At 63.5% G+C, this 16,217-nt stretch carries 12 protein-coding genes; all 12 read right to left on the bottom strand.

Going from position 1 to position 16,217, the window contains the following annotated elements:
* Window positions 1-7: 7 nt before the first annotated feature.
* The gene (locus ACSQ20_RS00530; RefSeq protein WP_436016459.1) at window positions 8-2,002 is read right to left on the bottom strand and encodes an O-linked N-acetylglucosamine transferase family protein; all 1,995 of its coding nucleotides are present in this window, start codon (window positions 2,000-2,002) and stop codon (window positions 8-10) included.
* Window positions 1,999-4,335, bottom strand: coding sequence for a tetratricopeptide repeat protein (locus ACSQ20_RS00525; RefSeq protein ID WP_436016457.1), 2,337 nt, complete (start codon window positions 4,333-4,335; stop codon window positions 1,999-2,001). The genes ACSQ20_RS00530 and ACSQ20_RS00525 overlap by 4 nt, the downstream gene beginning before the upstream one ends.
* Window positions 4,332-6,113: an O-linked N-acetylglucosamine transferase family protein gene (locus tag ACSQ20_RS00520; RefSeq protein WP_436016455.1), complete on the bottom strand. Its 1,782-nt coding sequence runs from the start codon at window positions 6,111-6,113 to the stop codon at window positions 4,332-4,334. The genes ACSQ20_RS00525 and ACSQ20_RS00520 overlap by 4 nt, the downstream gene beginning before the upstream one ends.
* A gap of 16 nt (window positions 6,114-6,129) precedes the next feature.
* Window positions 6,130-6,813 (bottom strand): glycosyltransferase, encoded by a 684-nt coding sequence (locus tag ACSQ20_RS00515; RefSeq protein WP_436016453.1) that lies wholly within the window; start codon window positions 6,811-6,813, stop codon window positions 6,130-6,132.
* 40 nt (window positions 6,814-6,853) lie between these two features.
* A complete protein-coding gene (locus tag ACSQ20_RS00510) occupies window positions 6,854-7,615 on the bottom strand; it encodes a WbqC family protein (protein ID WP_436016451.1) in 762 nt (253 codons plus the stop codon).
* Entirely contained in the window at window positions 7,612-8,757 is a 1,146-nt protein-coding gene (locus tag ACSQ20_RS00505) for a DegT/DnrJ/EryC1/StrS family aminotransferase (RefSeq protein WP_436016449.1), read from the bottom strand. Before ACSQ20_RS00505 ends, ACSQ20_RS00510 begins: the two co-directional genes overlap by 4 nt.
* Entirely contained in the window at window positions 8,754-10,001 is a 1,248-nt protein-coding gene (locus ACSQ20_RS00500; RefSeq protein ID WP_436016447.1) for a DegT/DnrJ/EryC1/StrS family aminotransferase, read from the bottom strand. Before ACSQ20_RS00500 ends, ACSQ20_RS00505 begins: the two co-directional genes overlap by 4 nt.
* Window positions 9,998-10,744 (bottom strand): methyltransferase domain-containing protein, encoded by a 747-nt coding sequence (locus tag ACSQ20_RS00495; protein WP_436016445.1) that lies wholly within the window; start codon window positions 10,742-10,744, stop codon window positions 9,998-10,000. Before ACSQ20_RS00495 ends, ACSQ20_RS00500 begins: the two co-directional genes overlap by 4 nt.
* A gap of 48 nt (window positions 10,745-10,792) precedes the next feature.
* On the bottom strand, window positions 10,793-12,019 hold the full coding sequence (locus ACSQ20_RS00490) for a DegT/DnrJ/EryC1/StrS family aminotransferase (protein ID WP_436016443.1): 1,227 nt from the start codon (window positions 12,017-12,019) through the stop codon (window positions 10,793-10,795).
* A gap of 37 nt (window positions 12,020-12,056) precedes the next feature.
* A complete protein-coding gene (locus ACSQ20_RS00485; RefSeq protein ID WP_436016441.1) occupies window positions 12,057-13,763 on the bottom strand; it encodes a glycosyltransferase in 1,707 nt (568 codons plus the stop codon).
* 348 nt (window positions 13,764-14,111) lie between these two features.
* Window positions 14,112-15,089 carry a flagellar motor protein MotB gene (gene motB, locus ACSQ20_RS00480; RefSeq protein WP_436016439.1) on the bottom strand — a complete coding sequence of 326 codons (978 nt, stop codon included), beginning with the start codon at window positions 15,087-15,089 and terminating at the stop codon, window positions 14,112-14,114.
* A 9-nt stretch (window positions 15,090-15,098) separates the two neighbouring features.
* On the bottom strand, window positions 15,099-15,971 hold the full coding sequence (gene motA, locus ACSQ20_RS00475; protein WP_436016437.1) for a flagellar motor stator protein MotA: 873 nt from the start codon (window positions 15,969-15,971) through the stop codon (window positions 15,099-15,101).
* Window positions 15,972-16,217 lie beyond the last annotated feature (246 nt).

Genomic DNA, 16,217 nt, shown 5'->3' with positions numbered 1-16,217 from the left:
TGCCCGCTTACACGTGGACGCGGTGCGCCTGCCACATCTCGGCGAACGCGCGCTCGAGCGTAAGCGCAAAGCGCTTCGCATCGGCAAGCGTCGAGCCGAGCACCCGCTCGCGCAGTCCGTCGACCAGTGCATCGAGCGCGGCGCGATCGCGTACGAACGCCACTGCCTTCGCGACGTACTCGTCGTCATCGGCTGCGATCCAATCGTCAAGACCTACACTTTGCAACACGCTTTCGCATAAATGACCGAGGAATCGCTCGCCGCGACGACAGAGCACCGGCACCCCCATCCAGAGGCTTTCGGCTGTGGTCGTGCCGCCCGGGTACGGAAAGGGGCTCAGCGTCACGTCGATGCGGTTATAGGCCGCGAGATAATCGGGACGCGCAGACGCGCCTTCCATGATCAACCGTTCGGCGCCGATACCTAGTGCCGTCAAACGGGTGCGCAATGTCTCACGCGCGGTTTCATCGCCGAGCTGCTGAGCCTTGAGGAATAAACGCGCACCAGGCGTCGCCGCAAGAATCCGCGCCCATACGGCCAGCACGCGATCGTTCACTTTCACCAAGTCGCCAAAATAACCGTACGTCGGCGCCGCCTGCGGCTCCCGCCGCCGCGCCGGGTCGATCGCGACAACTGGCCGTGGAGGCGTGAAGCAAAGATATCCGTGCGGCAGCCGCCAAGGACGTTCGACAAAATGATCGGCCTCGCTCGCGGGAAGCACCCATTCGTCGCCGATCACATAGTCGATGGCGGGCAAACCGGTCGAGGCGAAATAGGCAATCCAGCTTGCCTGCACCGGCGCCGGCTTCCAGGCGAAAACCGGCAGGCGGTTGCCATCGGTGTGTCCCGACAGATCGAGCAGAACGTGAACGCCGTCGTCGCGGATAGCCCGTGCCGCCGACGCGTCGTCAAGCTCCACCACGCTCGTCCATTTGGCGAAGTGCGGCTTGATTCGCGTCGTCAGCGCATCCTCATAGTTACGCGTGGAATAGGCGTAGAGCTGCACGCGCGAAGCGTCCAGATGCGCAATGACGTTTTCGAGGAAAAAGCCGACCGGATGGGTGCGCAAATCGGCCGTCATCAAGCCCACGCGCAGCGGCGCATCCGGTGCCGTATCAACGCACCAATCGGTATACGGCTTGGCTGAGGCAGCGACGACATCTCCGTATCGACGCGCTTCGCCAAGGTAATCCGCCGGTGCCACATCTTGCGCGAAGCTCAGCGTGAACAGCAGATTGCTCCATGCTTCATGCCAGTCCGGCCGCAGTGCGATCGCGTGTCGAAAGCAAGCAATGGCTTCATCGTGACGCCCCATTTCGCGGCGAACGATGCCGAGGTTGAGCGGTACTTGCGCCTCGTGCGGCATCAACCGCTGGGCATCGAGATAGCACTGAGCCGCCTCGTCGAGCCGGCCTTGCGTTTTGAGCGCGTTGCCGAGATTGTTGTGCGCCTCGCCTAAGCGCGGCGCCAGCGCGATGGCCTGATGGCAGTGCTCGGCTGCAGACGTCGCGTCGCCTAGCTCGCGCAACACGTTGCCGAGATTGCAATGCGCCTCGGCGAACGCGGGATTGAGCGCGACCGCCGTGCGAAAACTCGCCGCCGCGGCGGCCGGCAAACGCATGCGATGCAACACGTTGCCGAGATTGTTATGAGCGCGGTAGGCTGCTGCATCGAGCGCGATGGCCTGCTGATGACATTCGGCTGCCGCGGCCAGCTTGCCCCAGCCAAAAAGCGCGCAACCGAGATTATCGAAGAACACGGCCTGCGGACTGATTTCAATGGCCCGGCCGATTAGATCGAGCGCATCGGCGTAACGTCGTTGCTGCATGGCGACGACGCCAAGCAAGTGCAGCGCATCGGCATGAGCTGGCGCCAGTGTCAGCGCATGGGCATACGCTGCGCGCGCTTCATCGAGTCGGCCCATCCGATGCAGCGCGAGCCCGCCCTCCACAGCCTGCGATACGGTTTGAAAATCCGGCGCACCGCTCATTGCACTATTCATTGCGCCACTCCCGCAGTGTGAGCCACGCGAGCCTGCCACATCTGCTCGAGCGCCGTCGAGAAATGCGCGGCAAAGCGCTCGGCATCGCATAGCGGCGAGCGCTCCACACGCTCGCGCAGCCCCGCACGCAGCCGGGCCAGCGCCGGCAAATCGGCGGCGAATGCGATGGCGCGTGCCAGATAGTCTTCATCGTCGAGCGCGATCCAATCATCGAGCCCCACCGTTCGCAAGACCATCTCGCCCAAGTGAGCGAGGAAGCGGCCTCCGTGCCGGCCGAGCACCGGCACGCCCATCCAGAGCCCCTCGACACTCGTCGTGCCGCCCGGGTACGGAAACGGATCGAGCGCGAAATCGACGCGATGGTAAGACGCAAAATACGCTTCGCGCGACGATGGCCCATCGAGTGTCAACCGCTCGGCCCCGATGCCGTGCGAGGCGAACCGAGCAAGCGTCTCGCTGCGAATCACCGCTTCGCTCAACTGATAATTCTTGAGCAGCAGGCGCGAATGCGGTACCGCGTGCAGCAGCCGTGACCACAAGGCCACCACGGGACCGTTGAGCTTCTTGTGATTGTTGAAACAGCCGAACGTGACATAGCCGTTAGTCAGCGCCGGCAGCGGCGCGACCGGCACCGGCGCATCGGGCAACGTAAAGCAAAGATAGCAATCGGGGAGTCGCCAGATGCGTTCGACGTATTGCGTCTCCTCTTCGGGCGGCACCACATGCGGATCGGCAAGGATGTAGTCGATCTCGGCCAGGCCCGTCGTGGCGAAGTAGCCGAGCCAGCTCACTTGTAGCGGCGCCGGCCGCCAGGCAAACATCGGCAGCCGGTTGCGGCCGGTGTGGCCCGACAGATCGATCAGGATGTCGACACCTTCGTCGCGAATCGCCTGCGCGAGCGAGGCATCGTCCATATCGGCGACGTGGCGCCAGGCAGCGAAGCGCGGCTTGAGCCGCGCTGTCAGCTCGTCGCTTTGCAAGCCATTCGAATAAGCAATCGGCTCGATCCGAGCGCGGTCGAGACGCGCGAGCACGCACTCGAGAAAATAGCCGACCGGATGCTTTCTGAAATCGGCCGATACGAACCCGACTTTGAGAGGCCGCGAGGCCCGTGCGGGCTGAGCGAGCACCGGCCAGTCCCGATACGGCTTCGCGCGTGCCGCCATCCGCTCGCCGAAATAGCGCGCGTCCGCCAAGTGCGTCTCGCCCGACCAATCCGCGATATAAGACTGGCCAAACAGCACGCAGGTATGCGATTCACCAAAATCGGGGTTCAGCGCGCGCGCTGTGCGATAGCTTGCGAGCGCCGCGTCGAACTGATTGAGGTCGGCCAGAATCGCGCCGAGGTTGTTGTGAAACGACGGTGTATCGCCGCGCAGCGCGATCGCCCGTTGCGCGTTCGGCAGCGCGCGCGCCGGTGCACCGAGACGCCGGAACGCATTGGCTAGGTTGTGCCAGGCATCGGGAAACTCGGCGTCGAGTGCAAGCGCCTGCTCGTAGATGGGCACGGCCTCGCCGACACGCCCCGCGCCGTTGAGCGCATTGCCAAGCGTGTTAAACGCTTGCGCCGAGCGCGGTTCGAGCGCCACGATGCGCCGGTAGTGCTCGATGGCCTCATCCACCTGGCCGCGAAACAGCAGCAAGCCGGCGAGGCTGTCGTGGGCCACCGCCATCTGCGGCGCAAGCGCGACGCTCGTTCGATAGCACGCGAGCGCCGCGTCGAGATCGCCTTGCAATTGATGCACGCGGCCGAGGTTCAGATGCGCTTCGACAAAACGCGGGTTTGCAGCGATCGCCTTGGCGTAGCTCGCGGCAGCCGCCGCGAATTCGCCGAGATCCTTTAACGCATTGCCGAGATTGTTGTAGGCCTGCGCATAACCGGGCTGCAACTCGATGGCCCGCGCGCAATGGTCGAGCGCGCCACGCGCGTCGCCGGCTTCGCGCAGTGCATTGCCGAGATTGTTGTAAGCGTCGGCATAATCGGGATTCAGCGCAATCGCGCCGCGGTATGCATCGAGTGCGTCTTCGAGCGCGCCGGTCTCGCGCAGCATATTGCCGAGATTGTTGTGATAGATCGGGCTCGGGTGCAAAGCAATCGATTCGCGGATCAACGTGAGCCCGGCATCGTGCTGGCCGATTTGGCAGGCGAGCAGCCCCATGAAGTGCAGCGCGTCGGCATGTCGTGGTGACAATTCGAGGATGCGTGTGTAAAGCGTCTTCGCTTGCGCGAGCCGGCCGGCCTGGTGATGTGCTAAGGCCTCATTCAGCAGCTGTGCGCTCTGTTGCACAGTGCCCGTGTTCGTGTTCGCCTTCGCCTGATGACGCGTTTTCATTGCCCGCCTCCGACGCGCTCGCGCCACATGCCTTCGAACGCATCTTCGAGGTTGCGCGCAAAGCGCGGCGCGTCGACAAGCGGGGACACGATCAACGCGTCGCGCAAACCGTCGCGCAGCACAGCAAGCCGCATCGGGTCGTTCGCGAATGCGATCGCTTTGGCGACGTACTCGTCTTCATCCTCGGCGATCCAATCCGCGAGGCCTGCCGCATCGAGCATGCTCGCGCAAATGTTCGACACGAAGCGCTCGCCGCGCAGGCAAAGTACCGGCACGCCCATCCAGAGACCCTCGACGCTCGTCGTGCCGCCCGGATACGGAAACGGGCTCAGCGCGATATCGACGTTGCGATAGGCCGCGAAATATTCGCTGCGTGGCGAACGGCCCTCGAGAACCAGCCGCCGCGCATCGATGCCCGCCGCAGCGAAACGCGCAAACGTCGCCTCGCGCGTTTCGCGAACATCCAACTGCTTCGCCTTGAGGAACAGCCGCGAACCCGGCACCGCATGCAGGATGCGCGCCCAGACGTCGACGACCCTGTCGTTCATCTTCATCAGATGATTGAAGCAGCCGAACGTAACGTGCCGGCGCGTGAACATCGGCAGTGCGCCGAGAGCGACGTCCTCGGCCGGCGGCGTAAAGCACAGGTAGCTGTCGGGCAGCCGCCAGAGCCGCTCGACGTATTGAGCCTCGGCGCCGACTGGCAGCACGTGGGCATCGCCGAGCAGATAATCGATGGCGGCCACGCCCGTGCTCGCGAAGTAACCGAGCCAGCTCGCTTGCACAGGCGCCGGGCGCCACGCGAACAGCGCCAGACGGTTGAAGTTCATGTGCCCCGAGAGGTCGACAAGGATATCGATGCGGTCTTCGCGAATACGGCGCGCTGCGGCTTCGTCTGATAGCGACGCGATATTCGTCCATTCGGCGAAGTGCGGCTTGATGCGTTCGGTCAATGCATCTTCGAGCCGGCGCGTCGGATACGCGACAAGCTCGATGCGGCGACGGTCGATATGCGCCAGCAGGCTTTCGAGGAAGTGCCCCGTCGGATGCACCTTCAAGTCCCCCGAAACGAAGCCCACCCGAAACGGCTGCTGCCGCCGGACGGTGAGCGGCACGTGCCAGTCCTGCCATGGCGTGGCACGCTCGGCGGCGACACGGCCAAAATCGCGCACCTCGCGCAGATAATCGGCGGCATCGAAACGCTCGCGATAACTCAGGATGAACAGCAGGTTACTGCGCGCTTCGAGCAGATCGGGCCGCAATGCAATCGCGCGACGATAGTGATCGATGGCCGACTCGAGCTCGCCCAGATCGACGAGCACGTTGGCCAGATTGTTATGACCTTCGGCGTAATCAGGCGAAAGCCCGATGACGGCTCTGAAGCAGGCAACCGATTCGACGAATCTGCCTTGCTCGCGCAGCAGGTTGCCGAGGTTGTTATGCGCGGGCACGTAATCGGGGCGCAGGCTCAGCGCGTGGCGAAAGCTTTCGATCGCCGCGGCTGGCATGCCGCGCGCGGCGAATGCGTTGCCCAAGTTGCCGTAAAAAATCTCACTCGCGTGATGACTGAGCGCGGCCATGATGAGTTCGGTCGATGCGACATAGTCGCCCTCCCGATACGCAATGAGCCCAAGCAGATGCAGCGCATCGTGATGCTGCGGTGTCACCGCCAAAATCTGCCGATAAACGGCCGCCGCTTCGGCCAGACGGCCCGCCTGCTGCAGCGCGAGTCCCGCTTCGATCGGTGGCGGGCACTGCGCATCGTTCACCATCGTCATTGTCATCGCCATCAACTCACTCGCCGTATTTGCGCAGATATCGCTCGTATGCATCGCGCCATGCGGGCGTGCCGTAGGCGCCGCCGCTCTCGTGCACGACGCTGATCGGCCAGGTCCCCATCGTCAGCCCCTTGAGTTCGGCCTGCCGGCAAAAGTCGAGGTCGTAAAAGTGGAAGTCGAATTGTTCGTCGAAGCGCAAGCCGCTTTCGATCAAGCGCTCGCTGTCCGCCGCGAGCATCAGGCCGTCGAGCAGCTTGCAGGCTTGGCCCGCCGGGCCGAAATGCGAAATGATGTCGCACGGAAAACCTTTGCCGTGCCCGACCGTGCCACTGAGGAACTCAGGGCGGTCCCACTTCATATCGGGCGCGAATGCCCAAGCCGGCTGGCGCGGCATCCGCCGCGTGTTGCCGGCGAGCCCGACGATATCGAAACGCGCGAGTGCTTCGCGGATTCGCTCGACCCAGAAGAAGTCGCACAGCGACACGTCGTCGTGGATGAAGACGAGCACTGCAGGATGCGCCTTCGCATGCTCGATCGCGCGGTTATAGATCGTCGAGAGCCCGGTCCTATTGTTGTCGAACAACAGCAACTGCTGGACAGGCGGGTGATCGTAGAGCTTGAGCGAGCGGGCGAGCGCGGCTTGTTCGACGAATTGCGCTTCGGTGTGTCGGGTGCCACAGACGAGTCGGATCGGTTTCATCGGTGTGAGCGGGAAAGTAATTGAGCGGCGACGGTGCGCGTCAGGCCGCCGCGAGTGCCAGATGCGAGCGCAACGCTTGCGCGACGCGCTCGGGAGGATTCCAAAGCAGCACGTCGATGATCGACAGATGCGGCTCGTAGCGGTAAGGCGCCGGATCATAAGCGAACGCGGCGACCTCGGCGAACTGCAACGCGACGTCGATGCGCGCGAAGCGCGCCGGGTCGAACAGCGAGCGGCCGCTGGCGGGGTTGACATAGCCCGTCGCGCCCAGCGCTTCGCAGATGAACGGTGCCCAGTCGCCTGCTTCCATGCGCTGCGGGAATTCCAGTTCGAGTGTCGAGCAAATTCGATACGAAAACGGCATGCCTAGATAGCGGCACACCGTGCGCAACGTGCTGACGTTGAGCGCGACAAGCGAGGCGTCGCCCGGCGAGTCGTCGCCCGGCGAATCGTCGTGCGCACCGGCGAAGGCCTCGCGCACGAGTTCGCTCACCTGCGCGTAAAACGGTGCGTGCCGACGAAAAGCCGAGAGCTTGCCGAGCATGCTCGCTTGCGTACCCGCAAGATCGAGCACGCGCGCCTCGTGCGTGCGAATCGAAATCGATCCGTTCGCAAGCGGCACGCTCAGGTATTGCCAGGTTTCTTTCGCGTTCGGGTTCGGATGCAGGATGCGGTTGCGGTTCATCCAGGTCTTCGGCGTATATTGCGTGACGTCGAAGACGATCCATTCGTCGACCGCCGCAATCAGCGCGAAATGGCCGAAATACGGAAAAAAGTAAGGCTGCATGATGCCAAGCTTCATGCCGCGGCTCCCTCGCGGTGCGCGCCTTGCGCCAGGGCAGCGTCGATCACCTCGCATACGCGGGCAATGGCAGCGGCGTCGACATGCGCGCCCACCGGCAGCGTCAGCCACGACGACGCGATGTCGGCACTTCGCTTGCATGATGCCGATGCACCCGCGCTGGCCGTCATGCCGATGGCGCGCGCTTCGATGTTGTGTTGCGCGAGCGCAGCGACGAGCGCGTCGCGCGCCGCGCCTGCGTCGAGCGCGCAAACGACGGTTTGGTGGTTCGAGATCTGCACGCCCGCGGGCGCCACGACGCGAACGCCGCGCACCATGCGCAAGCCGCTCTCATAGGCCTCGAACAGCGCGTGATTGCGTGCCCGATTGGCCTCAAAATCTTCGAGCGTGAGCAGGCCGAGCGCCGCTTGCGCTTCCGACATCCGGCCATTCGATGTCTTGACCACCGACACGGGGCGGCCCGCGCCGTAACTACTGCGGATATTGCGCAGTCTCGCGGCCAGTTCGTCGTCGTCGGTGGCCACGCAGGCGCCGCCGCCAGCATTGACGATGTCCTCCGCATCAAACGAAAACACTTCGAGCGCGGCAAATGCGCCGGGCCGCTTGCCCGCCGCCATGCAGCCCATCGCATGCGACGAATCGAGCATCAACGGCACGCCGCGTGCGTGCGCGAGCGCGGCAAGCGCGGCGGCGTCGCAAGCGTCGCCCCATAGATTGGCGCCGACGATCGCACCGGGTTCGTCAAGCCAGCACGCCGATGCAAGACGCGCTACATCGAGCTGGCCACTCGCGGGGTCGACATCGGCATGCACGGGCGCCACACCGCACCAGCGCAGCGCATGTTCGAGTGCCCGCGTGCCGATGGCCGGCACAACCGCGTGAGAACCGACGCCGAGCGCTTCGCTCGCCATCATCAGTCCGATCGTGGCGTTCGTGACGCAAACGGCGTGACGAACGTTCAGAAACGCCTGCAACCGCTCCTCGAAAGCGCGCGTGAGCGGCCCTTGATTCGTGTAGTAGCGACGCTCGAAGATGCCGCGCATGGCCGTCTCGAAGCGCTCCCATGACGGCAGATTGTGCTGGCCGAGCCGCAGCGGCGTCGCAAATGCGGGCGCGGTACTGATACGGAAATACGCGTTCATCGAGTCGCCTCCCGCGCCGCCTCGGCGGCGAGAATCGCCGGTGCGTGGTTGCGCATGAATGCGAGCAGATCGACGACCGCATCGATATCGTCGAGCGTCACAAACGCGCCGCACGGCAGCAGCATGAAGCGCTTGGCGAGCTGGTCGGTGATCGGCAAGCGCGCCGGAACGTAGGGGTACGCCATCGGTTTGCTGTGCAACGGCGGCGCGTAGTAAGCGCGGGCGAGCACGTTGTCGGCGTTGAGGATGTCAAGGGTCAGCGTGCGCGACAGCGGCCAGTCGTCAAGCAGCTCGACCACGATGTTCTTGTAGCTCGTCGAGAGTGATTCGTCGAAAGCGAGCAGGCGAATGCCGGGCACCGTGGCGAGCGCCGTGCGATAACGTGCGTACCGGCTCCGGTTGTCGGCGACTTGCGCATCGAGTTCGTCGAGATTCGCGAGCGCCATCGCAGCGTGCATGTCGGTAAGCCGCGCGTCGAGCGAGCCGGCCTCCATCGCGCGGCCGTCACGCAGCGTGACGAGCCGGTCGGCCAGCGCTGTGTCGTTCGTCGTGACGTAGCCGCCCTCGAAACCGTTCAGCAACTTGCTCGCGTGCAGCGAGAAGACTTCCGCGTCGCCGAACGTACCTACCCTGCGCGCCACACCGCGCGCATCGGCGCAGCGCTCGTAGACTGATTCGACGCCATCGAACAGCAACGGCAAACCGCTCTCGGTGGCAAGTTCAACGAGGCCGCTTGCATCGCAGCAGTTGACGATCGGGTGCACCGCCAGCAGCAATGCGGTGTCCTGCCCGATGCAAGCGGATGCGGTTTCGGCACTGATGGCAAGCGAGCTCGGGTCGACTTCGCAAAACCGCGGCACGAGGCCGGTCCACGCGACCACATCGGCCATTCGCCGGTAGGTCAGCGACGGCATCACCACCTCAGTGCGTCCCGGGCGCGCCAGCGCAACGACCGATGTGGCGAGCGCCCAAAAACCGCTGCAAAACGTCACGCAGCGAGCGACCTCATGAAAAGCGGCCAGCCGCGCCTCGAGCTGCGCGGCGACGATGCCTGGGCCGCCAGTCAGCCCCGGGGTCGTCGCGGCGGCGAACATCGGCCGAGCATAGTCGAGAAACCGCTCGAACGCCGGCTGTACGAGGTTCGACGTCGATTTCGGCACGTCGAACCGTTTTCGGCCGCCGAAGCGGGCGAGATCAACGAAATCAACGAGCGCCGGCTCCCGCCGCCCGAGATCTGGGTTCATCGCGACGCCTCCACGCTGACGGCGCCCCGGCGGCGCAGCAAAACATCGTAGCGGTAGTGCACGGAAAAGAAGCCGCCCGGCATCGTCGAGAAGGTTGCCTCCCATCCCGCTTGCGCCGCCATCGCCACGAACGCTTCGCGCGTGCGCCAGATGCCGATTTGCGCGCATGGGTCATCGAGTTCGCCCGGCATCGGCTCGCGCGGCGCATAAAACGCGGCGGCACGGTCGCGGTCCGGCAAATTGCCGATAAAAACCGACTGCACGTTGATAAAGCGCTCGTTTAGCAACGCGAACGTCGCGCGTGCATCTTCACCGGAGAAATAAGCGAAGCTGCCATAGCAAAGCACCTTCGTAAAGCGCTCCGGCGCCGGCTCGGCGCGCAGATATTCGGCGGCGCCGTCGGCCACAAAAGCTACACGCTCGGGAACGGCAAAGTATCGGTTCGCGACTTCGATCAGATACGCCGAAATATCGACGCCGAGCAGCCCTGCACAGGCATCGGCGAGCCGATGCGAAAGCGCGCCATTGCCGCACGCGAGATCGAGCACGACGTCATCGTGGGTAAGCGACAGCTGCCGCTTGATTTCGTTGACGATGAGCTCGATCTGCTCCTCGGGCACAGCCTTGCCGTGCACCGTCCGCTTGACTTGCGCCCAGAATGCATCGGGGGCGCAGGTGCGCGCGTGCGCGTCGTAGTCGACGGTCGGATAGCGGCGCTCAGCGGCAGGGGAAGCGTTTGACATGATGACGTGCGTTGGTAAGGAGGTTTAACGAACTGACGAATTAACGACCTAACGGCCCGCCGCGCATGACAGCACCACATCGATGATGCGCTGCTGGTCCGCGCGCTCGAGGCCTGGATAGATCGGCAGGCACAGCACTTCGCGCGACACGGCGGTGGAAACGGGCAGATTGGCCGGGGCGGACGACGGCAACCCGCGGTAGGTCGGAAATTCGCTGATCAGCGGAAAGAAGTAGCGGCGCGCCGCGATCTGATGATCGCGCAACGCCTGATAGAGCGCATCGCGGCTGACCGGGAATTCGCGCATGATGCGCACCGGAAAATAAGCATGATTGCGCGTGCAATCCGCCGCCGTCGCCGGCAGCCCGATGCCGGGCACATCGGCAAAAGCCTCGCGATACCGTGCATCGATACGCGCACGTTCCTCGATGAGGTGATCGATATGCTCGAGCTGAAGCAGACCGAACGCAGCCTGAACCTCGTTCATTTTTCCGTTGATACCGGGCGCGACGACGGTCGTCTCGTCGATGAAACCGAAGTTCTTCAGGTTATCGATGCGCCGCTTCATTTCCGCGTCGCGGCAAACGATCGCACCGCCTTCGAAGGTGTTGAACACCTTCGTACCGTGAAAGCTCAGCACCGACATATCGCCGTATTCGAGCACCGAACGCTCGCGCACGCGTACACCGAACGCATGCGCCGCGTCGTAGACCACGCGCAGCCCGTAAGTGTCCGCGAGCGCGTCGATGCGCTCGACGTCACAGGGGTTCGCATAGACATGCACTGGCATGATGGCCGTCGTATTCGACGTGATGGCGGCTTCAATGCGGTCCGGATCGAGGTTCAGGCTCACCGGGTCGATATCGGCGAACACTGGCTCGATGCCATTCCAATGCAATGCATGCGTGGTCGCGACGAAGCTGAACGGCGTCGTGATGACTTCACCGGTGATCTCGAGCGCCTGCAATGCCGTGATCAGCGCGATCGTGCCGTTGGTGAAGAGCGACAGATGCTCGACGCCAAGGTAATCGCACAGAGCCGCTTCGAGCCGCTGATGAAACACGCCGTTATTGGTCACCCATTTGCGCCGCCAGATTTCCTCGAGATACGGAATGAATTCGGCGAGCGGCGGCAAGTGCGGCTGCGTGACCGGCACGAAGCCTTGCTTCGGGTCAGCCAGTGCCAAAACGCGCGTGTTAATGGCCTCAGGCACATCGGCGCACGCATCGTCGGACAAAACGCGCAGAGGCAATTCGTTGGTTTCGCTGGAATTCATCAACACGATGCTCCTTGAAGAAACGTCAAGCGGGCAATCAAGCGGCGAACGCGGGTGCCGGCCCCTTCGAAAACAGGAAGAACGGTTCCCGCCCGTTACAGCCGAACATCTTCGGATCGAGGTCGGCCAAAACAGTGGAATGCGCATAAAGCTCGCCTGCCAAGCCCGCGGCGCGGAACCGGTCGGCGATGTCGGCACCGAAGAGCCGCACGTGATCGCTTTGGCCGAAGTAGCGCGTGGCAAACGGAGCGGTGACGGGCTTGTTCAGTTCGAACGTGTGTCGCAATACCGGGGAATACGGCGTTTGTGCGATCAGATGGCCATTCGGCGCGAGACACCGGCTCAGTTCGGCCAGCGCTTGATCTGGATGCTCGACATGCTCCAGCACATGGTTACAGATGATCACGTCGAAATAGCCATCGGGGAACGGCATCTTTTCCACGTTGATCGTGCGATGGTGCGGCGCACGCGGGGACAGCTCGCCTGCAACGTACTCGAGCGGCTCGAGCCGGCGAATCCGCGGCTCGATGCCTGCCTCGGGCGCGATGTGCAGGATGCGCTTTTTCGGCGCATCTTCGAGCGTGCGCGAGAACGCCAGATAAAGCCACAGATGCCGCTCGCGATCGTTGCAGCCACAGCTCGGACACAGATGATGCTCGAGCGTCGAGCCCACCGACTCAACCTGCTGCATGAACGTGCGGTCGAGCTTGCCCGCTTCCGGATGGGGCAGCCAGCCGGACACAGGCTGCTCGCAGACCACGCAAAACGGCTGCGGCGCCGGGCGCTGCGCGCCTTTGCTGCGTTCGGCCACGCGCGCGGCGACGGTTGCGCGCGCTTGCGCGAGGTCGGCGAGAAAACGCTCAGACGTATAAAGCTGGTGCGCAGGCAACTCGGTCAACTCGCCGAGGTTGGCCAGCAAGGGAGCGATTTCCGGCACAGCCGGCGCGAAATGCGCGTAGGTATGTCGCAGCGCTTTCTGTGCGGTTTCGAGCGCCTCTCCTTTGAGGTAGCCTGCGGCCGCCTCGCCGCGCACCATCAGCTCCCATTCGTAAAGGCCCGCCAGGAAGTTGGCGCTGCGCGTGGCCGACGCTTGCTGCGCGTGCCGGCGAAACGCGCTCAGATACCCGCCCACCGCCAGCAGCGGAGCCTGCTCCGCGCAGTTCAGATAAAGTGCCACGTCGCCGAGAAAATCGAGCACCCAGGAACGGTAGTCGAATGCGCGCGTGATATCGACGCGATCGCGCACCAGCATGATGTTGCTCGGCTCGCCGATGAAGTTTTGAATCTTCCCCACCATGTTCGCCACGATCGACGGCCGGTCGATCAGTGCGGCCTGCCCCGCGGGCAGCAGCGGTGCGGGGGTGTGGATCACCGCATCGTTGCCGTCGATGGTCACCCGCTCATGGAATGCCAGCACGACGCCGGGGTTCGCACGCAGCGCGTTGACGAGTGCCTCGACCGACGTCGGCATCAGCATGTCGTCGTCGAACAGCCACTTCACATACTGGCCGCTGGCCTTTTCCCACAGCGCGCGCGCGTTACGCGTGCCTTTTTGAAAACCGTGATGGAAGTACCGTACGCGCGGGTCATCGAACCGCTGGACGATTTCCCGCAGCGACCCGTTCGGCGTATCGTCGCCGACGAGGATCTCGGTATCCTCGAACGTCTGGCCGAGCGCGCTGAGAATGGCACGGCCCAGGAATTCGGCCTTGTACGCGGGAATGAGGATGCTGACAGTTGGCATTGAAGCGGTCCTTCGACGATTGAGCCCAGGCGCGGCGGCCAGCCTGGCATTCGACCCAGGTCACGGCCGCGACGCCGCGCGGTTTTTGCGATGGTGGAAGATTAGCGGCGCACGCGTTGCTTCAATCGGCCAAATAGACGCGGGTTTGGCCGCTATATTGCCACTTGAGCCGGCGCGGCCGGGCGGGCGGGCGGGTGCGGCGCTTCGCGATATGTCGGACGTTTTGACACTTAGTGGGACGCGCGCCGGTTTGGCGGGACGCAAAGCCGAGCACCTTGCTCCAGCCTCATTTGGAGGGCCAGAGCCTGCTGGCGCTGCGCAAGGCAGGCGCCGATTTGAACGTAACGTTTAATGTTTGACGTTCGCAGCCGACACCTGCATAGCGTCGTGAATCGACTGATCGGCCGGTCGTGATTCGTCGATCGATGTGCGTCCGCCGTCCTTGAAGAAAGCGCGCTCGGCAGCCTTGTTCATGACGAGAATGCTGATGCGGCGGTTCGTCGGCTCGTTGGCGCTGTTGCCTTGGAGCGGCAGCACGTCGGCGAGGCCGCGCACCTGCAGCACTTTCTCGTCGTGCAGGCCGCCCGATACAAGCGCCCGGCGCGCCGCATTGGCCCGTTCGGACGAAAGCTCCCAGTTCGTGTAACCCACCTGACCGCCGCCATAGGGAACGTCATCGGTATGGCCCGCAATCGAAATGCGATTCTCGACATCATTGAGGGCCGCACCGATTTGCGCGAGGATCGTCGCCGCGTAGCTTTCGAGCCGCGTACTACCGAGGGCGAACATCGGCCGCTTTTGCGAATCGACGATCTCGATGCGCAGCCCTTCGGCCGTGATCGAGATGCGGATTTGGTCCCGGTAAGCGTTCAGCGCTGGCGTGTGCTCGATCAACGCCGTCAATTTCGCCTTCAGTTGTTGCAAGCGCTGCAAATCGGCCGCGGCCATCGAAGCGGGTGTCGGTGCCTCCTGCGCCTGCGCATGGGGCTGCGTCATCGCGCCGACGCCCGGGCGTGTCTCGGCCAAATCGTGCCCGCCGCCCTGTATCACGCTCGGGCGAACCGTATCGGCGCTTTCCTTACCGCCGAGCACCGTGGAAAGCGGCGTATTGAAGTATTCCTCGATACCTTGCTTGTCGTACTTGGACGTCGAGCCCAACAGCCACATCAGCAAAAAGAACGCCATCATCGCCGTGACGAAGTCGGCATAGGCGATTTTCCACGCGCCGCCATGATGGCCGCCGTGATCGTCGCCCTTCTTCGTGCGGCGCACGACGATGCTCATCGGCCGCTTTTCCGCAGCGTCGCGTGAAAGTCTGTCGCCCATATCGCCCCCTTACGCCGGTGCCTTGGCAACTTTCGTCGCCCGCACCGCATCGTCGAGTTCCTGGAACGTCGGACGATCGGACGTGAAGAGCACTTTGCGACCGAATTCGGCCGCGATCGACGGCGCATAGCCGCTCAACGATGCGAGCAATACCGCCTTCACGCATTGGTACGGCTTTGCCGCGGCGCGTCCCTTCGCATTCAGCAAGTCGGCGAGCGGCCCGATGAATCCATAGGACAACAAGATGCCGAGGAACGTACCGACGAGCGCACCGGCGATCATCTCGCCGAGCACCGCGGGTGCCGCACCCACCGAACCCATCGTATGCACGACGCCCATCACCGCCGCGACGATGCCGAATGCCGGCAACCCGTCGGCCATTTTTTGGATCGCGTTGGCCGCAATCGATTCTTCGGCGTGATGAGTGACGAGTTCCTCGTCCATCAGGTCCTGCATCTCGAGCACGTTGATGTTGCCGGTCGACATCATGCGCAGGTAGTCGATGATGAAATCGAGCAGATGATGGTCCGCGATGATGTGCGGATATTTTTGAAAGAGCGGGCTTTGTTCGGGCGCGTCGACGTCGGCTTCGAGCGCCATCATGCCTTCCTTGCGCGCCTTTTGCAGCAGCTCGTAGAGCAGCGCGATCAGCTCGAGATATTTTGCCTTGTCGTACGCGCGGCTATGAAAGCAGGTGGGCAGACTCTTGATGGTCTTTTTCAACGTCGAGACCGGGTTGCTCACGACAAAGGCCCCCATCGCCGCCCCAAAAATACACAGCAGTTCGAACGGTTGCAGCAACGCGAGAAGGTGCCCCCCAACGCCGACAAAACTCCCGATAACCGAGCCCAACACCATAAACCAACCAATTGCGACAAACATGTTCTCTCCCGTTGCGGCGAGTGCGCACTCGCGTGCCTGGCCGCGCGGATGTCCTAGTGTGAATTCGCACCGTGTGCGATGGTCCGAGCCTGGCACGCCTCGCTCGCATCAGCGATCAAAGCACGCGGTTTGGCGCGGCATAGAATTCGACCGCCGCAGCGGCACGGCTTCGTTTCCTTCACACGTGCTATCGGCGCAAAGCACTCAGGTCTGAAGAGTGCGCATACGCGAAATTACGCCGAGGGA

This window comes from Trinickia sp. LjRoot230, from assembly GCF_964253315.1.
Lineage (GTDB): Bacteria > Pseudomonadota > Gammaproteobacteria > Burkholderiales > Burkholderiaceae > Trinickia.
This window is presented reverse-complemented; position numbering and strand designations above follow the sequence as displayed.